General features: G+C 74.4%; 19 protein-coding genes and 1 pseudogene. 9 read left to right on the plus strand and 11 right to left on the minus strand.

Translation table 11 applies throughout. The features are described 5' to 3' along the window. Positions 1-327: 327 nt before the first annotated feature. From AB0N31_RS25545 to AB0N31_RS25555, 3 genes are read left to right on the plus strand one after another with little or no spacing between them, the layout of a single operon-like run. Entirely contained in the window at positions 328-657 is a 330-nt protein-coding gene (locus tag AB0N31_RS25545) for a TraR/DksA C4-type zinc finger protein (protein WP_366060753.1), read from the plus strand. Between the two features lie 48 nt (positions 658-705). After that, a complete protein-coding gene (locus tag AB0N31_RS25550) occupies positions 706-1,107 on the plus strand; it encodes a hypothetical protein (protein ID WP_366060754.1) in 402 nt (133 codons plus the stop codon). Next, complete coding sequence (locus tag AB0N31_RS25555; RefSeq protein WP_366060755.1) at positions 1,104-2,018, plus strand: hypothetical protein; 915 nt, start codon at positions 1,104-1,106, stop codon at positions 2,016-2,018. The genes AB0N31_RS25550 and AB0N31_RS25555 overlap by 4 nt, the downstream gene beginning before the upstream one ends. A gap of 26 nt (positions 2,019-2,044) precedes the next feature. On the opposite strand, the gene AB0N31_RS25560 is transcribed toward AB0N31_RS25555, so the two are convergent. Continuing rightward, a complete protein-coding gene (locus AB0N31_RS25560) occupies positions 2,045-2,602 on the minus strand; it encodes a DMT family transporter (protein WP_366060756.1) in 558 nt (185 codons plus the stop codon). Between the two features lie 21 nt (positions 2,603-2,623). Continuing rightward, the gene (locus AB0N31_RS25565) at positions 2,624-3,064 is read right to left on the minus strand and encodes a DUF6299 family protein (RefSeq protein WP_366060757.1); all 441 of its coding nucleotides are present in this window, start codon (positions 3,062-3,064) and stop codon (positions 2,624-2,626) included. 226 nt (positions 3,065-3,290) lie between these two features. Between AB0N31_RS25565 and AB0N31_RS25570 the strand changes: the two genes are divergently transcribed. After that, positions 3,291-3,482, plus strand: a complete 192-nt coding sequence (locus AB0N31_RS25570) for a DUF5999 family protein (protein WP_366060758.1) — start codon at positions 3,291-3,293, stop codon at positions 3,480-3,482. On the opposite strand, the gene AB0N31_RS25575 is transcribed toward AB0N31_RS25570, so the two are convergent. Both AB0N31_RS25575 and AB0N31_RS25580 read right to left on the minus strand, forming a co-directional pair. After that, positions 3,483-3,884 (minus strand): RidA family protein, encoded by a 402-nt coding sequence (locus AB0N31_RS25575; protein ID WP_366060759.1) that lies wholly within the window; start codon positions 3,882-3,884, stop codon positions 3,483-3,485. After that, entirely contained in the window at positions 3,881-5,116 is a 1,236-nt protein-coding gene (locus AB0N31_RS25580) for an acyl-CoA dehydrogenase (RefSeq protein ID WP_366060760.1), read from the minus strand. The genes AB0N31_RS25575 and AB0N31_RS25580 overlap by 4 nt, the downstream gene beginning before the upstream one ends. A 156-nt stretch (positions 5,117-5,272) precedes the next feature. On the opposite strand from AB0N31_RS25580, the gene AB0N31_RS25585 reads away from it, so the two are divergent. Continuing rightward, positions 5,273-6,877 (plus strand): AMP-binding protein, encoded by a 1,605-nt coding sequence (locus AB0N31_RS25585; protein ID WP_366060792.1) that lies wholly within the window; start codon positions 5,273-5,275, stop codon positions 6,875-6,877. A 15-nt stretch (positions 6,878-6,892) separates the two neighbouring features. After that, positions 6,893-7,717: a PaaX family transcriptional regulator C-terminal domain-containing protein gene (locus AB0N31_RS25590; RefSeq protein ID WP_366060761.1), complete on the plus strand. Its 825-nt coding sequence runs from the start codon at positions 6,893-6,895 to the stop codon at positions 7,715-7,717. Positions 7,718-7,730: 13 nt separating this feature from the next. On the opposite strand, the gene AB0N31_RS25595 is transcribed toward AB0N31_RS25590, so the two are convergent. Both AB0N31_RS25595 and AB0N31_RS25600 read right to left on the minus strand, forming a co-directional pair. Then, on the minus strand, positions 7,731-10,079 hold the full coding sequence (locus AB0N31_RS25595) for a bifunctional salicylyl-CoA 5-hydroxylase/oxidoreductase (protein WP_366060762.1): 2,349 nt from the start codon (positions 10,077-10,079) through the stop codon (positions 7,731-7,733). Continuing rightward, positions 10,064-10,891, minus strand: a complete 828-nt coding sequence (locus tag AB0N31_RS25600) for an enoyl-CoA hydratase family protein (RefSeq protein WP_366060763.1) — start codon at positions 10,889-10,891, stop codon at positions 10,064-10,066. Before AB0N31_RS25600 ends, AB0N31_RS25595 begins: the two co-directional genes overlap by 16 nt. A gap of 339 nt (positions 10,892-11,230) precedes the next feature. Between AB0N31_RS25600 and AB0N31_RS25605 the strand changes: the two genes are divergently transcribed. After that, positions 11,231-11,692: an ATP-binding protein gene (locus tag AB0N31_RS25605; protein WP_366060764.1), complete on the plus strand. Its 462-nt coding sequence runs from the start codon at positions 11,231-11,233 to the stop codon at positions 11,690-11,692. Between the two features lie 34 nt (positions 11,693-11,726). On the opposite strand, the gene argF is transcribed toward AB0N31_RS25605, so the two are convergent. Further along, a complete protein-coding gene (gene argF / locus AB0N31_RS25610; protein ID WP_366060765.1) occupies positions 11,727-12,737 on the minus strand; it encodes an ornithine carbamoyltransferase in 1,011 nt (336 codons plus the stop codon). 163 nt (positions 12,738-12,900) lie between these two features. Continuing rightward, the gene (locus AB0N31_RS25615) at positions 12,901-14,124 is read right to left on the minus strand and encodes an arginine deiminase (RefSeq protein ID WP_366060766.1); all 1,224 of its coding nucleotides are present in this window, start codon (positions 14,122-14,124) and stop codon (positions 12,901-12,903) included. A gap of 140 nt (positions 14,125-14,264) precedes the next feature. Between AB0N31_RS25615 and AB0N31_RS25620 the strand changes: the two genes are divergently transcribed. Next, positions 14,265-15,329 (plus strand): SPFH domain-containing protein, encoded by a 1,065-nt coding sequence (locus AB0N31_RS25620; RefSeq protein ID WP_366060768.1) that lies wholly within the window; start codon positions 14,265-14,267, stop codon positions 15,327-15,329. Further along, complete coding sequence (locus tag AB0N31_RS25625; protein WP_366060769.1) at positions 15,326-16,219, plus strand: hypothetical protein; 894 nt, start codon at positions 15,326-15,328, stop codon at positions 16,217-16,219. The genes AB0N31_RS25620 and AB0N31_RS25625 overlap by 4 nt, the downstream gene beginning before the upstream one ends. A 181-nt stretch (positions 16,220-16,400) precedes the next feature. Here the strand turns inward: AB0N31_RS25625 and AB0N31_RS25630 are convergent, their stop codons facing one another. From AB0N31_RS25630 to AB0N31_RS25640, 3 genes and pseudogenes are all read right to left on the minus strand, one after another. After that, complete coding sequence (locus tag AB0N31_RS25630) at positions 16,401-18,956, minus strand: polynucleotide kinase-phosphatase (protein WP_366060770.1); 2,556 nt, start codon at positions 18,954-18,956, stop codon at positions 16,401-16,403. Then, on the minus strand, positions 18,953-20,422 hold the full coding sequence (locus AB0N31_RS25635; RefSeq protein ID WP_366060771.1) for a 3' terminal RNA ribose 2'-O-methyltransferase Hen1: 1,470 nt from the start codon (positions 20,420-20,422) through the stop codon (positions 18,953-18,955). The genes AB0N31_RS25630 and AB0N31_RS25635 overlap by 4 nt, the downstream gene beginning before the upstream one ends. A 107-nt stretch (positions 20,423-20,529) precedes the next feature. Continuing rightward, positions 20,530-21,455 (minus strand): annotated as a pseudogene (locus tag AB0N31_RS25640) (DUF4232 domain-containing protein). Positions 21,456-21,628 lie beyond the last annotated feature (173 nt).

Raw genomic sequence — 21,628 nt, forward strand, 5'->3', positions numbered from 1 at the left:
GGATCGCAGGGATCGCAGGGACACGCTTCGTACGGTCGGTCTCGTCGTCGGGGCCGGTCGGCGCGCCCGCGCACGGGAGACGCGGGACGCGGGCCGACCGGCCCCCCGAACAGCGTGCGCGCTGTCCGCCGCCGCGTCGATGGGCTCTGATGCCCATTTTCCGACGTGCGCGCCGGCCGGGCGGCGGCCCCGGGGGACAGCGCGTGCGGCCGCGGATGGGTACTGCGCCCGATAGGCAGGGCGCGGCCCGTCGGCGACGGTGGGGAAGGAGCGGCGACCACCACCGGACCGCTCCCCCGCCGAGCCGTCCGAGGAAGAGGTCCCGCCATGTCGTCGCTCGACACGTCCCCCACCGAAGGCCGTCCCGAGCGCCTGACGGCGCACGAGGCCCGTCAGCGCCTCGAGCACGAGCGCAACGCGCGGCTGACCCAGCTGCGGGCCCTCGACGAGGCCGGGCGGGAGGCGGCGGACCAGGTGACGGCCGCGCAGAAGGACGCCGTCCAGCGCGTGCTCGCCGAGATCGAGGCGGCCTTCGCACGCGTGCACGACGGCAGTTACGGCACCTGCGCGGGCTGCTCCCGGCCGGTGCCCGCCGAACGCCTGGAGATCCTGCCGTACACGCGGTTCTGCGTCGCCTGCCGGCGTCACGGCGCCTGATCCGGCGCACCTCCGTTTCCTTTCCTGCCCTGACCGAGGGGTGACATCGTGAACCACCGGACCATCGGTGACGTGAACCACCGGACCGTCGGCGAGCGGGCCCCGGCCCTCTCCGCGGAGGACCTCGCCGCGCTCCGCGAGAACCTGCACGAGCAGCTGCGGTTCCGCCGGGAACAGATCGAGCAGCTCACGTCCGCCGCCCCGGCCCCCGCCCCCGGCGACGGGCCGGGCGAGCGGCGGGCCGCCGCCCGGATCGAGGTCGGGGTCCAGCTCGCCGCCTCCGCCCGTATGGTCCTCGCCGACGTGGAGGCGGCTCTGCGCCGCATGGACGAGGGCCGCTACGGCTTCTGCTGCCTGTGCCGACGGCCCGTCGCCCGCGAGTTGCTGGCGATCGTGCCGCAGGCCCGCCACTGTGCCCGTTGCCGCCAGGTCAGGGAGGCGGGCCCGTGATCCCCGCGTCCCGTCGCGGCTCCGGCCGGCACCGGCCGTGGCCGCTGTGCCGGCAGTGCTACGGCCTCGCCCTCGACGTGGGCGGCGCCCGTACCCGCGCCTGGACGTCCGACCGGGACACGATCCTCGACGTTCCCACCGCGGCCGGCTCCGGGACCGGGGCACCCCTCGGGCGGGGCGTCGTCGACGGCGCCGGCACGGCACGGTTGCTCGACCGGCTGTTCGGCGACCGCGAGTCCGGTGCCGGCGACCGCGAGCCGGGGGGCGGCCGCGGCCGCCCCCTGGTCATCGTGAGCGGGCCCGTCCTGGACGGCGTCGCCCACCGGGACCGGGTCCGCACCGCCGTCGAGGTGCTGCGCCCGCGTGCCGTGCTCACCGTCCCCGCCGCACGTGCCGTCGCCGTGGCCGCGCGGGCCGACCTGTCCCGGCCGCTGCTCGTCGTGGACGTCGGCGCCCGTCTCACGGAGGTCGTCCTGCTGGCGGACGGAGCGGTGGTCGACGCCCGCGGTGCCGCACTGGGGACGGGCGACGTGGACGGCGGCGCGCCGGGCACGGGCGGCGGCGACGGCGTCCCGGCGAGCACGGCCGGCGGCGACGGCGCCGTCCCGCCGGCCACCCCGCCGGCCACCCTCCTCGTCGACACCGTCACCGCCATGGTGACCGCGATGCTGGAGGAGGACCGCACGTCGCGGACGCTCGACGCCCTGCGGCGCGGTGTCCTGCTGGCCGGCGGGGGTGCGTCGCGGCCCGAGATCCCCTACCGGCTGACCGGCCGCCTGCACGCCCCGGTCCGCCCGGTGCCCGCCCCGCGCACCGCGGCCGTACGGGGCGCGGCGGAACTCCTGCGGACCGCGCACACCCACCCCTCGGCGACCGGCGTCGCGGGAGCCGGGGTGTCCCGGCCGCGCTGACGGCGGGCCCGCCGGACGGCCGCGGCCTACCGGTCCCGCGCGGCCGCCCCCCGCACGGGGAGGGCCAGGAGGACCAGCCCCGCCCCGAGGACGGCCGGCCCGCACCAGGAGAGGCACGGCAGCCGCTCGCCGAGGACGGTGACGCCCAGGACTGCGGCCACGGCGGGCTCGGCCGGCGTCAGCACGGTGGCCGCCGACGCGGACGTACGACGCAGTCCGTGTCCGAAGAGGCGGTAGGCGAGGTGGACGGTGAACAGGGCGAGACAGCCGGCCACCGCCGCGCCCCTGACGGTGCCCAGCCACGTCACGTCGACGAACGGGGCGAGCGACAGGACGAGCAGCGCGGCGGCGCCGAACAGCGCGCCCGTCACCGCGCCGGACGGGTGCCCGCGGCCGATGAGCCGGCCGCCGATCGAGGCGTGGACGGCGTACGACAGTCCCCCGCAGGCGGCGAGCAGGACGCCCGTGACGTCCACCGGCGCGGCGGTCCCGGTGAGCCGGGGGCCCAGCACCAGCCCGCCCGGGACCTCGGCATCCGCGACCTCGGCACTCGTGACGTCGGTACCCTCGGCGTCGGCATCCACCGCGCCGGCCGGCCGGCGACGTCAGCTCGTCGTCAGCGTGACGTCCTCCGCGTCCACCGCGTGGAAGTACGGCAGCGGCAGGACGCCCACCGGGCGCAGTTCCATCAGGGTGGCCTCGACGCGGGCCGCGCCGGGCGCGATCGGGTCCGGCGCGGGCCTGCCCGTGTTCACCCAGCGGTGCAAGGCGCCGTCGCAGACGGCACGGGCGCCGCCGATGCCGTACCGGGTGGTCGAGTCCTTCCGGCCGACGGAGGAACTGACGAAGACGGGCCCTGAGCTGCTGACGCAGCGGTAGGTGCCGGTGAGGGTGACGGTGCCGTCGGCGGCGATGCGGCCGACCGGGTCGACGGTCACGCTCTCGGACGGGTCGGCGGTCGCGGTCACCGCGGGCGCGGCCAGCAGGAGCAGGGCGGTGCCGGCGGCCGCGGTCAGGACGGAGCGCAGGACGGGGCGGAACGGCATGAAGACCTCCTGGTAGGGGTTTCCACTGGTACCGGCAGGCCGGGTCCGCGAGCGTGACCGTCACTCCTTCGGTGGCGAGTCCGCACCGTGCGTCGGCGAACGGTCCGCGAGTTGTCCTGGTGCTGTCACACTCCCCGACGGGCTCTGGCGGCGGTGTCCCGCGCGGGCGCATGGTCGGTGCGACGGGGCCCACCGCCCGGTGGCCCCACCGACGTGGAGGTGCGCCATGTGTACCCACCGGACAACGAGCCCCGCGGCCGACCACGCACACGTCGTCGCGGCCCGCCCCGAGCAGGGCTGGACCCTGCTGTGCGACGGCACGCTCGTCTTCGACGACTCCGGCGAGCTGCTGCCCGACGGCCGCGTCGTGGCCCCGCACCGCGTGCCGGCCGAACGGCTCGCCGTCGCCGCCGCCTGATCAGTCCCCGAGGACGGCGAACCCGTCCAGTTCGACGAGGGCCTCCTCGTCCCACAGCCGTACGATCCCGACGACCGCCATGGCGGGATAGTCCCGGCCCGCCAGGTCCCGCCACCGGCGGCCGAGTTCGGGTGCGCAGGCCCGGTACGCGGCGACGTCGGTGACGTACACGGTGACGCGTGCGAGGTCCGCCGGGGTGCCGCCGGCCGCCGCGAGGGCGGTCAGGAGGTTGGCCAGGGCGCGGGCGAACTGGTCGGGCAGCGAGTCGCCGACCACCTTTCCGTCGGCGTCCAGGGCGGTCTGGCCGGCCAGGAACACCACCCGGGAGCCGGTCGCGACGACCGCGTGCGAGAAGCCGGCCGGCGGTGACAGCTCCGGCGGGTTGACGCGTTCGGCGGTCACCGGACGCCCTCCGGTCCGGCCTGCGACGGGCCGTCCTCGCCCGCCTCCGCTCGATCCGGCGCCGAGCGACCCGGCGCCGTCGGCCCCGGCGCCGAGCGATCCGCCTCCCCGCGCTCCGCCTCCGCGTACAACTCCTTCGCGATGATGGCGCGTTGCACCTCGCTCGCCCCCTCGTAGATCCGTGGTGCCCGCACCTCGCGGTAGAGGTGTTCCAGCAGGTGGCCCCGGCACAGGGCGCGGGCGCCGTGGAGCTGGACGGCCGTGTCGACGACGTACTGCGCGGTCTCGGTGGCGAGGAGTTTCGCCATGGCGGCGCGGCGCGGCACGTCCGGCGCGCCGGTGTCGTACGCGGTGGCGGCGGCGTACACCATCAGGCGGGCCGACTCCGTGCGCAGAGACATCTCGGCGACCTGGTGGGCGACCGCCTGGAGGTCCCTCAGCTTGCCGCCGAAGGCGTCCCGGCGCGCGGTGTGGGTCAGGGTGGCGTCGAGGGCGGCCTGGGCCATGCCGACGGCGAAGGCGCCGACGCTGGGCCGGAAGAGGTTGAGGGTGGACATGGCCACGCGGAAGCCGCGGTCCGGTTCGCCGAGCAGGTCGGCCCCGGTGACCGGGACGGCGTCGAGGGCGAGGGCGCCGACGGGGTGCGGGGAGAGCATGTCGAGGGCCGTGCCGGTGAGGCCGGGGCGGTCGGCGGGGAGCAGGAACGCGGTGACGCCACGGGCGCCCGCTCCGGGTGTCGTGCGGGCGAAGACGGTGTAGAAGTCGGCTTCGGGGGCGTTGGAGATCCAGCGTTTCTCGCCGGTCAGGCGCCAGCCGTCGGCGCCGTCGGGCTCCGCGGCGAGGGAGAGCGCGGCCGCGTCCGAGCCCGCCCCCGGCTCGCTGAGCGCGAAGGCGGCCGCGGCGCTGCCGTCGGTGACGCGGGGCAGCCAGCGCTCCCGCTGGTCGCGGCTGCCGTGCGCGTGGACGGGGTGCGCGCCGAGGCCCTGGAGGGCGAGGGCGGTCTCCGCCTCGGTACAGGCCTGGGCGAGGGATTCGCGCATCAGGCAGAGGTCGAGGGCGCCGGAGGTGAACAGGCGGGCGAGCAGGCCCAGTCGGCCGAGTTCGGCGAGGAGGGGGCGGTTGATCCGGCCGGGTTCGCCCTTCTCCGCGAGCGGGCGCAGCCGGTCGGCGGCCAGGGCGCGCAGTTCGGCGCACCAGGCGGTCCGTGCCGGTTCGAGCGAGAATGCGGGCATCGCCGCCCCTCTCCACCGATGGCCTTGCCTCTGCCGCCCTCACGGTATCGCGAACCGTTGACTGTCGTCACCAACACGATACGCTCAGTGCGCGAGCCCACCATCACGCCCGCCACGGCGCCCCGGGCGCCCACCAAGGCAAGGGGGCGACCCGCCATGCACGCCTCGGCCCACGTCGACACCTTCGCGCGCGACCACCTCCCGCCGCCCGGCCAATGGCCCGGGCTGCGCTTCGACCTGCCGGAGCTGCGCTACCCCGGACGGCTGAACGCCGCCGCCGAGCTGCTCGCCGGCGGCGTCCCCGAACGGCCGGTGTTCCGCACCCCGGCGGGACCGCCCTGGACGTACGGGGAGCTGCGCGCCCGCGTCGACCGGCTGGCGCACGTCCTCACCGGCGAGCTGGGCGTCGTACCGGGCAACCGGGTGCTGCTGCGCGGGCCGACCACGCCGTGGCTGGCGGCCTGCTGGCTGGCGGTGCTGAAGGCGGGCGCGATCGCGGTCACGGTGCTGGCGCAGCAGCGCCCGCAGGAGCTGCGCACGATGTGCGCGATCGCCCGGGTGGAGCACGCCCTGTGCGACGTCCGGTCCGTCGACGACCTCGCCGAGGCGGAGGTACCGGGGCTGCGGATCACGGTGTACGGCGGTGACGCCCCCGACGACCTGCTGAACCGGCGGGCGGCCGCCGGCCCGTTCCCGGCCGTGGACACCGCCGCCGACGATGTGGCGCTGATCGCCTTCACCTCCGGCACCACCGGCCGGCCCAAGGGGTGCCTGCACTTCCACCGGGACGTGCTGGCGATCGCCGACACCTTCTCCCGGCACGTGCTGGCGCCGCGCGCCGACGACGTGTTCGCGGGCAGTCCCCCGCTCGGTTTCACCTTCGGTCTCGGCGGCCTGCTGGTCTTCCCGATGCGGGCCGGCGCGAGCGCCCTGCTGCTCGAACAGGCGGGTCCGCGGCAGCTGTTGGCGGCGGTCGCCGAGCACCGGGTGTCCGTGCTGTTCACCGCACCCACGGCCTACCGGGCGATGCTCGGCGACCTCGACGGGTACGACGTCTCGTCGCTGCGCCGCTGTGTCTCCGCGGGCGAGAACCTGCCCGCGGCCACCTGGCGGGCCTGGCACGAGCGGACCGGGCTGCGCCTGATCAACGGGATCGGGGCCACCGAGCTGCTGCACATCTTCATCTCCGCGGCCGACGGGCGGATCCGGTCGGGCACCACGGGCGTCCCCGTGCCGGGCTGGCAGGCACGGGTGCAGGACGAGAACGGCGACCCCGTCCCCGACGGCCTGCCCGGACTGCTCGCCGTGCGCGGCCCGGTGGGCTGCCGCTACCTCGCCGACCCGCGGCAGCGGGAGTATGTGCGCGGCGGGTGGAACGTCACCGGCGACACCTACGTCCGCGAGGAGGACGGCTACTTCCGGTACGTGGCCCGCGCCGACGACATGATCGTCTCCGCCGGGTACAACATCGCGGGCCCCGAGGTGGAGGACGCGCTGCTGCGGCATCCCGACGTCGTCGAGACGGCGGTCGTCGGGCGGCCCGACGAGGCGCGCGGCCGGGTGGTGGTGGCGTTCGCCGTCCTGCGGGCCGGGGCGCGCCCGGACGCGGAGGCGCTGCGGGCCTTCCTCAAGGCGGAGCTGGCGCCGTACAAGTGTCCGCGCGAGATCGTGTTCGTGGACGCGCTGCCGCGCACCGCGACCGGAAAACTTCAGCGCTTCCGGCTGCGCGCCACCGGTGACACCGATGGTGACCAGCAGTGATGCCGACGACCTAAGATGATCAACGTGTCCGACCAGCCCGCACCTCGGTCCCTCATCGTCACGCTCTACGGCGCTTACGGCCGCTTCGCGCCGGGCCCGGTGCCCGTCGCCGAGCTGATCCGGCTGCTCGCTGCGGTCGGCGTCGACGCGCCCTCCGTGCGCTCCTCGGTGTCCCGGTTGAAACGACGCGGCCTGCTGCTGCCCGCCCGCACCCCGCAGGGCGCCGCCGGGTACGAACTGTCGGCGGAGGCGCGGCAGTTGCTGGAGGACGGCGACCGGCGCATCTACGCCACCGCGCCGCCCGAGGACGAGGGCTGGGTGCTGGCGGTGTTCTCGGTGCCGGAGTCGGAGCGGCAGAAGCGGCACGTGCTGCGTTCCCGGCTGGCCGGTCTCGGCTTCGGCACGGCCGCCCCCGGCGTGTGGATCGCCCCGGCCCGGCTGTACGACGAGACCCGGCACACCCTGGAACGGCTGCGCCTGGACGGCTACGTGGACTTCTTCCGCGGCGAGCACCTCGGTTTCGCGCCGACGGTCGAGGCCGTCGGCCGCTGGTGGGACCTGGCGGCCGTCGCCGAGGAGCACGAGGCGTTCCTCGAGTGCCACGCGCACGTGCTGCGGGCCTGGGAGCGGCGCGGGGACACCCCGGCGGAGGAGGCGTACCGCGACTACCTGCTCGCCCTGGACGCCTGGCGCCATCTGCCCTACGCCGACCCCGGCCTGCCCGCCGGACTGCTCCCCGACGACTGGCCGGGAACGCGCTCGGCGGCGGTGTTCCGCGGGCTGCACGAACGGCTGCGGGACGCGGGCGCCGCCTTCGCGGGTCTGCTCCCCGAGGTCTGAGCCGCCTCCGGTCTCAACTCTCGAGTATCAGGCGGGGTTTGGGGGCGTCGGTGCGGCCGGTCCGCGGTGGCCGGCTGCCCGCCCGGTACGGGGTGGGCCAGACGGCGCCCGGTCCGTCGTAGCCCTGCTCGGCGGCCGCGTGCAGGGTCCAGTGCGGGTCGTACAGGTGCGGGCGGGCCAGCGCGCACAGGTCCGCGCGCCCGGCCAGCAGCAGCGAGTTGACGTCGTCCCAGGAGGAGACGGCGCCGACCGCGATCACCGGGATCCGCGCCTCGTGCCGGATCCGGTCCGCGAACGGCGTCTGGTACGACCGGCCGTACTGCGGTGTCTCGTCGGCGACGACCTGCCCGGTGGAGACGTCGATCGCGTCGGCTCCGTGCGCGGCGAAGGCGCGGGCGATCTCGACGGCGTCCTCGGCCGTGGTCCCGCCGTCGGCCCAGTCGGTCGCGGAGATCCGTACGGTCATGGGCCGTTCCTCCGGCCACGCGGCCCGTACGGCGTCGAAGACCTCCAGGGGGAACCGCAGCCGCCGCTCCAGCGAGCCGCCGTAGGCGTCGGTGCGCCGGTTGGTCAGCGGGGAGAGGAATCCGGACAGCAGGTAGCCGTGGGCGCAGTGCAGTTCGAGGAGGTCGAACCCGGCCCGCGCGGCCCGTACAGCCGCCGCCGCGAACTGGTGCCGCAGGTCGGTGAGTTGGGCCCGGCCGAGTTCCCGGGGCGTCTGGCTGCCCGGCTTGTACGGCAACGGGGAGGCGGCCACGACCGGCCAGTTGCCGTCCGGCAGGGGCTCGTCCATGCCCTCCCACATCAGCCGGGTCGAGCCCTTGCGCCCGGAGTGACCGAGCTGCACGCCGATCGCGGTGCCCGGCGCCCGCTCGTGCACGAAGCCGGTGATCCGCCGCCACGCCTCGGCCTGCCGACCGGTGTAGAGACCGGCGCAGCCGGGCGTGATGCGCCCCTCGGGCGACACGCACACCATCTCCGTCATGACCAGTCCGGCCCCGCCGAGGGCGCGGGCGCCGAGGTGCACGAGGTGGAGCTCGCCGGGGACGCCGTCGGCCGCGGAGTACAGGTCCATCGGGGAGACGACGACCCGGTTGCGCAGGGTCAGGCCGCGCAGCCGCAGCGGCGTGAACATCGGTGGTGTGCCGGGCGGGCAGCCGAACTCCCGCTCCACGCCGCCGGTGAAGCGGGCGTCGCGCAGCCGCAGGTTGTCGTGGGTGACGCGGCGGCTGCGGGTGAGCAGGTTGAAGGCGAACCGGCGCGGCGGCTGGTCGACGTACAGGGCGAGGTTCTCGAACCATTCCAGGCTGGCGCGGGCGGCGCGCTGGGTGGAGGCGACGACCGGCTTGCGCTCCTCCTCGTAGGCGGTCAGCGCCGAGTTCAGGTCGGGTTGTTCCTCCAGGCAGGCCGTCAGCGCCAGGGCGTCCTCGACGGCGAGCTTGGTGCCGGAGCCGACGGAGAAGTGGGCGGTGTGGGCGGCGTCGCCCAGCAGTACCACGTTGCCGTGGGACCAGCGCTCGTTGACGACCGTGCGGAACGTGGTCCACGCCGAGTCGTTGGACCGCAGCGGCCTGCCGCCGAGCGCGTCCGCGAAGATCTCGGCGCAGCGTTCGACGGACTCCTGCGGGGTGACCCGGTCGAACCCGGCCGCGTGCCACACCTCCTCGCGCATCTCGACGATGACGGTGGAGGCACCGGGCGCGTAGGGGTAGCCGTGCAGCTGCATGACGCCGTGCTCGGTCTCGGCGATCTCGAACCGGAAGGCGTCGAAGGGGAAGTCGGCGGCGAGCCAGAGGTAGCGGCAGCGGTGGGTGGTGACCTGGGGGCGGAACACCTGGGCGTAGGTCTCGCGGGTCGCGCTGTGCACGCCGTCGGCGGCGACGACCAGGTCGTGGGTCTGCGCGAGGTGCGTCACGGACGGTGCCTGGGTGTGGCGCAGGTCGACGCCGAGGGCGTGGCAGCGGGTGTGCAGGATCTCCAGGAGGCGTTTTCGGCCCAGGGCGGCGAAGCCGTGGCCCGTGCAGGTGTGGCGGGTGTTCCTGTGGACGACGTCGATGTCGTCCCAGCGGACGAAGTTCCGCCGGAGGGCGTCGTGGACGTCGGGGTCGGCGTGTTCGATGCCGCCGAGGGTCTCGTCGGAGAGGACCACGCCGAAGCCGAAGGTGCGGTCGGCCGGGGTGCGTTCCCAGAGGGTGACCCGGCGGTCGGGTGCGCGGCGTTTCAGCAGGGCGGCGGTGTAGAGGCCGCCCGGGCCGCCGCCGATGACCGCGACGCGTGCGGGGCGGGCGGACCCGTCGTGCGCGGGCCGCGCCGTCGTGACGGGCCGCGTCCCCGAGGCCGGCACGCTCAACGCCCCTGCCATTTCGGCGGCCTCTTCTCGGTGAACGCCGCGTGGAACTCCGCGTAGTCCTCGCCGTTCATCAGGAGGGCCTGGGTCGCCGCGTCCAGTTCCACCGCCGCCGCCAGCGGCATGTCGAGTTCGGCCGTCAGCAGGGCCTTGGTCTGGGCGTACGCCAGTGCCGGGCCGTCGGCCAGGCGGCGGGCGAGGCGGTGGGCGGCCTCGTCGGCGTGGGCCTCCTGCGCCAGCTCGCTGACGAGGCCGATCCGCTCCGCCTCGGCGGCGCGGACCGGTTCGCCGAGCATGAGCAGGCGGGTCGCGTGGCCGAGGCCGACGACGCGGGGCAGGAGGTAGGCGGCGCCCATGTCGCCGCCGGACAGGCCGACGCGGGTGAAGAGGAACGCGAAGCGGGCGCTGGGGTCGGCGACGCGGAAGTCCGCGGCCAGGGCCAGCACCGCGCCCGCTCCGGCGGCCACCCCGTGCACGGCCGCGATCACCGGGAACGGGCACTCCCGTACCGCCCGGACGACCTGGCCGGTCATCCGGTTGAAGTCGAGCAGCTGGGCGGTGTCCAGGGCGAGCGTGGCGCCGATGATCTCCTCGACGTCTCCGCCGGAGCAGAAGCCGCGCCCCTCGCCGGCCAGCACCAGGGCGCGCACGGAGCGCTCCCTGGACAGCTCGGCGAGCAGGTCGCGCAGGTCGGCGTAGGCGCCGAAGGTGAGTGCGTTGAGCTTCTCGGGGCGGGCGAGGGTGACGGTGGCGACGCCCTCGGCGTGGGTGACGCGCAGGTGGTGCCAGTCGGAGGTGCGGGCGGCGGAGCCGGTGAAGGGACTCATGAGGGCGGCCTCCTCGACGAGTGGTCACCCCCGAAGCTATCACTCATATGTGACTGTCGTCACGAGTGCGCGACAAGACGGGCGGGTGCGCGGCGGACGCGCCACCGCGCGAGGGGTCCGCGTCACCTGCGTCACCGGTCCTCGACAACGCGGTAACGACGGGATCAGGGATGCGCCCGGGGCCGTTGTGCCGGGTAGGCCGACCGGCGACGGGGCGGACGGTCCCGTACGGCGGACGGTCCCGTACGGCGACCGGTCTGGGCCTCCGGCGGAGGCCGCCGTACCATTCCTCCCATCGAAAGCAGGGCCGCCCTGATGCCGCACACGGGGACCTGCGCCATGAACGGACTCGCCTTGCACGAACGCCCCTCCCCAGCCGCGTCCTGGCGCATCGCGCTGCCGCACTCCGCCGCGGCCGTGCCGGTCGCGCGCGCCCTGGTCCGCACGGCGCTGACGGAGCTGGAGCACGGGGCGGACAGCGACACGGCGGAGCTGCTGACCGCCGAGCTGGTGGCGAACGCCGTGGAGCACACCGCCGGGGACGACCCGATCGAGCTGGTGGTGCGGCTGCTGCCGACCGGCTGCCAGGTCGAGGTGCACGACCCCGACCCGGTGCCGCCCGGCGACCTGACCCGTCCGGTCGCCGGCCGGGAGCCCGACCCGTGGCAGGAGCACGGGCGCGGGCTGCTGCTGATCCGCGCGCTCAGTTCGTCCTGCGGCCACCGGCCGACGGAGACCGGCAAGGCGGTGTGGTTCCGGCTGGCCGCCGTTCCGCCGCAGGGACGCCCGCGTCCGGTGTGAGCCGGACCCCGCGGGGCCCGGCGTCGCCGCGGTCCTACCGGGCCAGCGTCGCCACCAGGACGGCCTTGATGGTGTGCAGCCGGTTCTCGGCCTCGTCGAAGACGACGGAGTGCGCGGACTCGAAGACCTCGTCGGTCACCTCCAGCGAGTCCAGGCCGTGCCGGTCGTGGATCTCGCGGCCGACCTCGGTGCCGAGGTCGTGGAAGGCGGGCAGGCAGTGCAGGAACTTGACGTCCGGGTTGCCGGTGGCGCGCAGGACGTCCATGGTCACGGCGTACGGGGCGAGGGCCTCGATCCGCTCGTCCCAGACCTCCTTGGGCTCCCCCATGGAGACCCACACGTCGGTGGCGACGAAGTCGGCGTCGCGCACGCCCTCGGCGAGCGACTCGGTGAGGGTGACGCGCGCGCCGCTGACCTCGGCCAGTTCGCGGGCGCGGTCGACGATCTCCCGGGCGGGCCAGTAGGACTTGGGCGCGACGATCCGCACGTCCATGCCGAGCAGGGCGCCGGTGACCAGGTAGGAGTTGCCCATGTTGAAGCGGGCGTCGCCGAGGTAGGCGAGGGTGATGCCGTGCAGCGGCCGGTCGGTGTGCTCGGTCATGGTGAGCACGTCGGCGAGCATCTGGGTGGGGTGCCAGTCGTCGGTGAGGCCGTTGTAGACGGGCACGCCGGCGTACGCGGCCAGCTCCTCGACCTTGTCCTGGCTGTCGCCGCGGTACTGGATGCCGTCGTACATCCGGCCGAGCACGCGCGCGGTGTCCTTCACGGACTCCTTGTGGCCGATCTGCGAGCCGCTCGGGTCGAGGTACGTGGTGGAGGCGCCCTGGTCGGCGGCGGCGACCTCGAACGCGCAGCGGGTGCGCGTGGAAGTCTTCTCGAAGATCAGGGCGATGTTCCTGCCGGTGAGGTACCGCGTCTCGGTCCCGGCCCTCTTCGCGGCCTTCAGCTCGGCGGCCAGCTCGATCAGCCCGCGGAACTCCTCCTGGGTGAGATCCAGCTCCTTGAGGAGGTGGCGGCCGGCGAGGGCGGTCGGGACTGTCGCCATGGGGGCGCTCCAGAGGTGCGGTGAACAGGTTCCGCGGCAGGTTCGCTGACGCGTTCATTGACGGTCTCAATGACAGGGGCTTGGAAGTCTATACGATGTTCGGCATTTATATACATCCCTGCCCGGCTCCCCAGCGGCACCGCACCGGCCGGCACGCCGACGGCTACACCGGCCCCCGCTCCACCGGGCAGCTCATGCAGCGCGGCCCGCCCCTGCCCCGCCCCAGCTCGCTGCCCGGGATCTCTATGACCTCGATACCCTGCTTGCGCAGATGGGTGTTGGTGGTGGCGTTGCGCTCGTAGGCGACGACGACGCCCGGCTCGACGGCCAGGACGTTGCAGCCGTCGTCCCACTGCTCGCGTTCGGCCGCGTGCACGTCCTGGGTGGCGGTGAGGACGCGGATCTCGCTGAGACCGAGGGCGGCGGCGATCGCGCGGTGCATGTGCTCCGGCGGGTGGTCGGTGACCTTGAGCTCCTTCTCCCCGACACCGGGCTCGATGGTGTACGAGCGGAGCATGCCGAGACCGGCGTACTGGGTGAAGGTGTCGCCGTCGACCATCGTCATCACGGTGTCGAGGTGCATGAACGCGCGCCGCTTCGGCATGTCGAGGGCGACGATCGTGGTGGCCGAGCCCGCCGCGAACAGCTTGTGGGCGAGCATCTCGACGGCCTGGGGGGTGGTGCGCTCGCTCATGCCGATGAGGACGGCGCCGTTGCCGATGACGAGGACGTCCCCGCCCTCGATGGTGGAGGGGTAGTCGGCCTGCCCCTCGGACCAGAGGTGGAACTCCTCGGGACGGAAGAGGGGGTGGTGGCGGTAGATCGCCTCGAAGTGCACGGTCTCGCGCCGGCGGGCCGGCCAGCGCATGGCGTTGATGGAGACGCCGTCGTAGATCCAGGCGGAGGTGTCACGGGTGAAGAGGTGGTTGGGGAGGGGGCCGAGGAGGAAGTCGTCGAGTTCCATGGCGTGGAAGCGCACGGAGATCGGCTCGGGGTGCGCGTCGAGGAACTCCCTCTTGGTCATGCCGCCGACGAGGACCTCCGCCAGTGCGGGCGCGGGCAGGTTCTCGAAGGCCGCGCGCAGGTGGTCGGTGGCGAGCACCCCGTACTCCTTCTCGTCGAAGACCCGGTCCAGGACGAGCGCTCGGGCCGCCGGGATCTCCAGGGCCTCGGTGAGCAGGTCGCCGAAGAGGTGGACGTCGACGCCGCGGTCGCGCAGCACGTCCGCGAAGCCGTCGTGCTCGGCGCGCGCCCGCCGCACCCAGAGCACGTCGTCGAAGAGGAGGGCGTCCTTGTTGCTGGGGGTGAGCCTTTTGAGCTCGAGATCGGGCCGGTGCAGGATGACGCGGCGCAGCCGCCCGGCCTCGGAGTCGACGTGGAATCCCATGCCTCCATCCTGACCACCGGGACCCGCCTTCACCCGCCTCCGGCCCGATTCCGCACCAGCTTGTTCTCGTCCCCTTGACGATAAATGGATCTCCCGCTTATCGTCCTGGTGACGAAAATGATCCGACCGAGGGGGATCCCGTGGCCGACATCACCCGGCGCCTGGGCTGGCGCCATCTGCGGGGCGCCCCGACGGCGCACATCCGCCACCACCGCTCCGGCAGGCTGGCGCACGACGGTACGGGGCTCAGCTTCTGGTTCCGCCCGCTGACCGCCGCCCTCTCCGAAGTCCCGGTGGACGACCGTGAACTGGCCATGACCTTCCACGCCCGTACGGCCGACTTCCAGGACGTGGCCGTCCAGGCGACCGTGACCTACCGGGTCGGCGACCCGGCGCTGGCCGCCGCCCGTCTCGACTTCTCGATCGACCCCGACACCGGGGCCTGGCGCGGCGCTCCCCTGGAACAGCTCGGCACCCTGCTGACCGAGACGGCCCAGCAGCACGCGCTCGACGTACTCGCCCGCACGCCGCTGTCGGCGGCGCTGGTCGACGGGGTGACGGCGGTGCGCGAGCGGGTCGCGGCCGGGCTCGCGGCGGAGCCCCGGCTGCCCGCCACCGGCATCGAGATCGTCGCCGTACGCGTGGTGGCGCTGCGGCCGGAACCCGAGGTGGAGCGGGCGCTGCGCACCCCGGCGCGCGAGCAGATCCAGCAGGAGGCCGACCGGGCGACGTACGAGCGACGGGCGGTGGCCGTCGAGCGGGAGCGCACGATCGCCGAGAACGAACTCGCCAGCCGGATCGAACTCGCCCGGCGCGAGGAGCAGTTGGTCGACCAGCGCGGTACCAACGCGCGCCGCGGGGCCGAGGAGGACGCGGCGGCCGACAAGGTGCGCGCCGAGGCGGAGGCGACCCGCCTGGTCCGGCTGGCGGAGGCGGAGGCGGCCCGCGCCGTGGCCCTCGGCGACGCGGAGGCGACCCGTTCGGTACGGCTCGCCCGCGCGGAGGCGGAGGCGGCCCGCGAGGTGGGCGAGGCGCGGGCGCAGGCCCAGGCGGCCTGGCTCCGGGTGCACGCGGACGTCGACGTCGCCACCCTGCACGCCCTCACCGGCACCCGGCTCGCGGAGAACCTGCCGCACATCGACAGCCTGACCGTCTCGCCCGACGTGCTGACCGGGCTGCTGGCCAGGCTGGGAGCGCCGCAGTGAGTCTCGCCCCGCGGGCCGTGCTGGTCCACCGCACCACGGAGTACGAGGAGTTGGTGGCCCGGCACGGCACGCACGGCCAGGCCGCCTTCTTCCTCTCCTCGCGGGGCCGGGACATCGAGGAGATCGCCGAACGCCACCGCGCCACCCGGCGCGCGCTGGCCCGGGTGACGGCGGCGATCCCCCTGACCTGGCGTCAGAGCCGGGTCGAACGGCGGGACCTGGACCGTTTCCTGTTCGCGCCCGAGGACGTGGTGATCGTGGTCGGCCAGGACGGGCTGGTGGCGAACGTCGCCAAGTACCTCGCGGGCCAGCCGGTAGTGGGCATCGACACGGACCCCGGCCGCAACCCGGGCGTCCTGGTCCGCCACCGGCCCGCCGACACCGAGGCGCTGCTGGCGGCCGGCACCGGGGACGTCGAGGAGCTGACCATGGTCGAGGCCGTCGCCGACGACACCCAACGGCTGGTGGCCCTGAACGAGATCTACCTCGGCGCGGCCGGCCACCAGACCGCCCGGTACCGCCTGGGCCTCGACGGCGACGGGGGTGTCGCCGAGGCCCAGGCCTCCTCCGGAGTGCTGGTCGGCACCGGCACGGGAGCCACCGGCTGGATCCGCTCGGTCCGGCAGCAGCGCGGCGACGACGGCCCGCGCCTGCCGGGCCCGTCCGAACAGCGGCTGCTGTGGTTCGTCCGGGAGGCCTGGCCGTCCCCGGCCACCGGAACCTCCCTGGTCGCGGGCGAACTCACGGCCGGCGCCCGGCTGGCCCTGACCGTCGAGTCGGAACGGCTGATCGCCTTCGGCGACGGCATCGAGAGCGACGCCGTGGAACTGACCTGGGGGCAGCGGGTGACGGTGGGCGTGTGCGGGGAACGGCTGCGGCTGGTGCGCTGACACCGCACTCCGCCGCCGCGGTCCGCCCGCCCCGGTGACTCCACACCCCGCCGCGGCCCGTCCGGTGTTCGAGGGCGTGGTCCGTCCCGAGCCGGTGCGGGGGTCCGGGGGGGCAGCCCCCGGGTCGGGACGACGGAAAGGGGCGACGGGGGCGAGGAACCGCCACCCGCCGCCCCGCGCCTCACAACCGGGGGTCCACCGGCTCCGACTCCAGGGCCAGCACGCCGAAGACCGCCTCGTGGACGCGCCACAGGGGCTCGCCCTCCGCCAGCCGGTCCAGGGCCTCCAGGCCGAGGGCGTACTCGCGGATCGCCAGGGAGCGCTTGTGGTTCAGGAAGCGCTGCCGCAGCCGGGCGAGGTTGTCGGGGCGGGTGTACTCCGGGCCGTAGATGATCCGCAGGTACTCGCGTCCCCGGCACTTGACGCCCGGCTGGACCAGGCGGCCGGCCTGGCTGCGCACCAGTGCCCCCAGCGGCTTGACGACCATGCCCTCGCCGCCGCGCCCCGTCATCTCCAGCCACCAGTCGACACCGGCCCGCACCGACTCGGGGTCGGCCGTGTCGACGTACAGGCGCCGGGTCGTCCGGAGCAGACCGGTGCCGTCGTGCTCCACCAGCCGGTCCAGCAGGGCCAGCTGTCCGTCGTGGGGCAGGGCGGCGAGGCTGCGGCCCTGGACGGCCAGGATCTGGAACGGCGCCAGACGGACCCCGTCCAGGCCGTCCGTGGTCCAGCAGTAGCGGCGGTAGGCCTCCGTGAACGCGGCCGCGTCCGCCGCGCGTTCACGCTGCCGGGACAGCAGGTCCCGCACGTCGACCCCGCGTGCGGCCGCGCCCTCCAGGGCGGCCAGGGCGCCCGGGAAGACGGCCCCGGACGCGGCGCCGACCGCCGCGTACTGCGAGCGCAGCAGCCCGGCCGCCTTCAGCGACCACGGCATCAGCTCCGCGTCCAGCAGCAGCCAGTCCGTGTCGAGTTCGTCCCACAGGCCCGCCTCGCCGACCGCCGTGCGGACCCGGTCGAGGATCTGCTCGGTGACCGACTCGTCGTCGAAGAACGGGCGGCCGGTGCGGGTGTAGAGCGAGCCCGTGGGGCCGCCCGCGACGCCGAAGCGCCTGTGCGCCGTCTCCGCGTCCCGGCACACCAGGACCACCGCCCGCGAGCCCATGTGCTTCTCCTCGCACACGACCCGCGCCACACCGTCCTCGGCGTACTGCGCGAACGCCTCCGCCGGGTGCTCCAGGTACCCCTCGACGCGGCTGGTCGGCGTCGGCGCCATGGTGGGCGGCAGGTACGGCAGCAGGCGCGGGTCGACGGCGAACCGGCTCATGACCTCCAGGGCCGCCGCGGCGTTCTCCTCGCGCACGGACACCCGTCCCGCGTGCCGGGTCTCGACCACCCTCCGGCCGTGCACGTCCTTCAGGTCCAGCGGACGCCCGTCGTGCCCGCCCGGTGCCTCGGCCCGCAACGGCTTCACCGGCTCGTACCAGACGCGCTCGGCCGGTACGTCGACCAGCTCCCGCTCCGGCCAGCGCAGCGCGGTCAGCTTGCCGCCGAACACGGCGCCGGTGTCCAGGCAGATGGTGTTGTTGAGCCAGCTCGCCTCCGGGACCGGGGTGTGGCCGTAGACGACCGCGGCCCGGCCCCGGTAGTCCTCCGCCCACGGGTAGCGCACCGGCAGGCCGAACTCGTCGGTCTCACCGGTGGTGTCGCCGTACAGGGCGTGCGAGCGGACCCGGCCCGAGGTGCGGCCGTGGTACTTCTCGGGCAGGCCGGCGTGGCACACCACCAGCCTGCCGCCGTCGAGGACGTAGTGGCTGACGAGCCCGTCGAGGAACTCCCTGACCTCGGCCCGGAACTCCTCGCTCTCGCGCTCCATCTGCTCGATGGTCTCGGCGAGGCCGTGGGTGGGCTGGACCTTGCGGCCGCGCAGATGACGTCCGTACTTGTTCTCGTGGTTGCCGGGCACGCACAGCGCGTTGCCCGACTTGACCATCGCCATCACGCGGCGCAGCACGCCGGGGCTGTCGGGGCCGCGGTCGACGAGGTCGCCGACGAAGACGGCCCGGCGGCCCTCCGGGTGCACGCCGTCGACGTAGCCCAGCTTGCCGAGCAGCGCCTCCAGTTCGGCGGCGCAGCCGTGGATGTCGCCGACGATGTCGAAGGGGCCGGTGAGGTGGGTCAGGTCGTTGAAGCGCCTCTCGGTGACGACGGTGGCGTTCTCGACGTCCGCCACGCCCCGCAGGACGTGCACCTTGCGGAAGCCCTCACGCTCCAGGTGCCGCAGCGAGCGGCGCAGTTCGCGGGTGTGCCGCTGGATGACCCGGCGGGGCATGTCGGAGCGGTCGGAGCGGGCCGCGTTGCGTTCGGCGCACACCTCCTCCGGCACGTCCAGCACGATCGCGATGGGCAGGACGTCGTGCTGCCGGGCCAGGTCGATCAGCTGACGCCGGGAGTCCTGCTGCACGCTGGTCGCGTCGACGACCGTGCGCCGGCCCGCCGCGAGACGCTTGCCGGCGATGTAGTGCAGGACGTCGAAGGCGTCCCGCGAGGCGCTCTGGTCGTTCTCGTCGTCGGCGACCAGGCCGCGGCAGAAGTCGGAGGAGATGACCTCGGTGGGCTTGAAGTGCCGCCGGGCGAAGGTGGACTTGCCCGACCCGGACGCGCCGACGAGCACGACGAGGGAGAGGTCGGTGACGGGCAGGACGCGGCCCTGCACGGTGGTTGCCCGTGTGTCGCTCATGCGGCCTTCGCCTCCTTCTCGTTCGTGGTCCGCAGGGCGAACACGGCCATCTGGGTCGGCGGTCCGACCTCGGGGTCCTCCGGTCCGACGGGCGTGAACTCCACGTGGTAACCGTGTCGTTCGGCCACCGCACCGGCCCAGGTGCGGAACTCCTCGCGGGTCCACTCGAAGCGGTGGTCGCCATGCCGGACGTGGCCGGCCGGGAGGGTCTCCCAGCGGACGTTGTACTCGACGTTCGGGGTGGTCACGAGGACCGTGCGGGGGCGGGCAGAGCCGAACACCGCGTACTCCAGGGCGGGCAGCCGCGGCAGGTCGAGGTGCTCGACGACCTCGCTGAGCACGGCCGCGTCGTAGCCCTTGAGCCGGTTGTCGGTGTAGGCGAGCGAGCCCTGCAGCAGCTGGACGCGGGAGGCCTGCCGCTCGCCCATCCGGTCCAGCTTCAGCCGCCGGGAGGCGATGGTCAGCGCGCGCATCGACACGTCGACGCCGACGATCTCCGTGAACCGCGGGTCCTTCAGCAGCGCCTGCACCAGCTGCCCCTGGCCGCAGCCCAGGTCGAGGACCCGGGCGGCGCCGGACTCGCCGAGCGCGGCGATGATCGCGTCCCGGCGCCGCACGGCCAGCGGGGTCGACTTCTCCTCGGCCTCCGCCTCCGCCTCGACCGCGTTGTCGATCTCCTCGACCGCGGTGTCGTCGGTCTCGGCGAGCCGCACCAGCTCCAGGCGCTCCATCGCCTGCCGGGTCAGCGACCAGCGGCGCGACAGGTAGCGGCTGGTGATGAGCTTCTGCTCGGGGTGGCCGGGCAGCCAGCCCTCCCCGGCGCGCAGCAGCTTGTCGACCTCGTCGGGGGACACCCAGTAGTGCTTGGCGTCGTCGAGGACGGGCAGCAGGACGTACAGGTGCCGCAGGGCCTCGGCGAGGGTCAGCGCCTCGGACCGCAGCACGAGACGCACGTACCGCGAGTCGCCCCAGTCGGGGAACTCCGGGTCCAGCGCGACCGGTTCGGCGGTCACCGTCCAGCCGAGCGGCTCGAAGAGGCGCTGCACGAGGCCGGGGCCGCCGCGCGCCGGCAGCGCGGGCACCTCGACGCGCAAGGGCCTTGGCTGCGAGGGGAGTTCGGGCTTCGCCGCGCACACGCCCCGCATGGCGCTGGAGAAGACGCCGCTCAGTGCGACGGCGAGCAGCGAGGAGGCCGCGTACGGGCGGTCGTTGACGTACTGGGCGAGCGCCGCGTCGGGGGCGCCGCCGCGGCCCTTGCCCTTGCCCCGGCGGACCAGCGCCACGGCGTCCACCTCCAGCAGCAGCGCCGCCGTGCAGCGTTCGGCGTCCGCCTCGGGGTAGAGGACGTGCGCCGTGCCGTAGGAGGTGGAGAACGTCTGCGCCTTGTCGGGATGCTTGTGCAGCAGGAAGCCCAGGTCGGTGGCGGGGCGTTCGGGGGTGCCGGTGGTGGTGATCGTCAGGAACACGGTGGGTGCCTCGAAAGGGTTCGGAAGGAGCGAAAGCGCTGGTGGTGCGCCTGCGCGCCTCTCCAACGTACAGAGATCGGGGCACGGGCACCCGGGATTTTCCCGCGCTACCCCGCCGTCCGTTTCCACGGCCGGACGCCGAGCTTTCCGGTGGTGCCGAGGTCGAGTCCGGGCGTCACCATGACCGGTTCGGCGCCCGCCTTCGCCCGGACCCGGACGTAGGGGACGTTCACCGGTGTGCCGAAGTCGGTGGTGTTGCGCCACACCAGACTCGCCCTCGCCGTCTCGCCCGGCTTCAGGGTGACGGGCTCGGGCGCCTCGTCGGGCCCGGCCCCGGTGGTGATCTCGCCGCTGCCCTCGAGAATCTCGACGCCGTCGACCGGCTCACGGTCGTCGTCCAGCAGTTCCAGCAGCGGGTAGCCGTGGACGGCGTAGTCGCGCGGTCCACGGTTCTCCAGGTGCAGGCCCACCACGCGCAGGCCCATCGCCGCGTCGCCCCGGTCGGCGGTGACCCGGATCCCGGAGGACGGGCAGTCGCCCGCCTCGGCCGGTGCCTCGGCCGCGGGCACCTTGGTGACGTCGGCGATCTCGGCCCGTGTCACCGACGAGGATCCCGGCGCCACGACGCCCAGGGAGACGGTGCCGCGGACGGTTCTTCCGGGCCGACCACGCGCACGGTCTCGCGCCGGTTGCCCATGACCTCACCGGCGTCGTCGGTGAAGTCGACGAGGATCGTGTACGTCATCGCCTCGGAGCCCTGGTTGGTGACCTCGTAGGCGGCGGAGACGCCGGAGTCGGCGGGCAGCCGGTCGGGGGTGACCGAGAGGCTGCGCCGGGGGGACGGGGAGGGTGACGGGACGGTCACCGAGGTGATCCGGACCCCGTCGACGCCCGGGTCGGTGACCTGGACACCGGGCGAGGGGGTGCCCCCGCCGCGGCCGGTGCTCCCGGTGCCGGCGCGTTCCGTGCCGCACGCCGAGAGCAGCAGGACGGTGGCGAGGACCGGAAGGAGGAGGGGGGCGGGTCTGCGCATCCGGCCACCTCATCAGGGGGCCGCCCCGGCGACTGTGGTGGAGGCCATAATTCCGGTCACAGGGCTGTCACAGTGTCCGCCGCCGCGTTCCGGGCACCGGACATCGTTGTCCGAGGCCCGGAAGGCCGGGGTGCGGGTGCGGGTGCCTGCGCGCCGTCGCGGTCCGGGCGTCG

Source organism: Streptomyces sp. NPDC051051, from assembly GCF_040682975.1.
Taxonomy (GTDB): domain Bacteria; phylum Actinomycetota; class Actinomycetes; order Streptomycetales; family Streptomycetaceae; genus Streptomyces.

Coding starts and splice junctions, on each gene's coding strand:
- AB0N31_RS25600 (WP_366060763.1), bottom strand. CDS start 10,891: ATGAGTCCCTTCACCGGCTCCGCCGCCCGCACCTCCGACTGGCACCAC.
- AB0N31_RS25570 (WP_366060758.1), top strand. CDS start 3,291: ATGTGTACCCACCGGACAACGAGCCCCGCGGCCGACCACGCACACGTC.
- AB0N31_RS25585 (WP_366060792.1), top strand. CDS start 5,273: ATGCACGCCTCGGCCCACGTCGACACCTTCGCGCGCGACCACCTCCCG.
- AB0N31_RS25565 (WP_366060757.1), bottom strand. CDS start 3,064: ATGCCGTTCCGCCCCGTCCTGCGCTCCGTCCTGACCGCGGCCGCCGGC.
- AB0N31_RS25605 (WP_366060764.1), top strand. CDS start 11,231: ATGAACGGACTCGCCTTGCACGAACGCCCCTCCCCAGCCGCGTCCTGG.
- AB0N31_RS25595 (WP_366060762.1), bottom strand. CDS start 10,079: ATGGCAGGGGCGTTGAGCGTGCCGGCCTCGGGGACGCGGCCCGTCACG.
- AB0N31_RS25545 (WP_366060753.1), top strand. CDS start 328: ATGTCGTCGCTCGACACGTCCCCCACCGAAGGCCGTCCCGAGCGCCTG.
- argF (WP_366060765.1), bottom strand. CDS start 12,737: ATGGCGACAGTCCCGACCGCCCTCGCCGGCCGCCACCTCCTCAAGGAG.
- AB0N31_RS25580 (WP_366060760.1), bottom strand. CDS start 5,116: ATGCCCGCATTCTCGCTCGAACCGGCACGGACCGCCTGGTGCGCCGAA.
- AB0N31_RS25615 (WP_366060766.1), bottom strand. CDS start 14,124: ATGGGATTCCACGTCGACTCCGAGGCCGGGCGGCTGCGCCGCGTCATC.
- AB0N31_RS25630 (WP_366060770.1), bottom strand. CDS start 18,956: ATGAGCGACACACGGGCAACCACCGTGCAGGGCCGCGTCCTGCCCGTC.
- AB0N31_RS25590 (WP_366060761.1), top strand. CDS start 6,893: ATGATCAACGTGTCCGACCAGCCCGCACCTCGGTCCCTCATCGTCACG.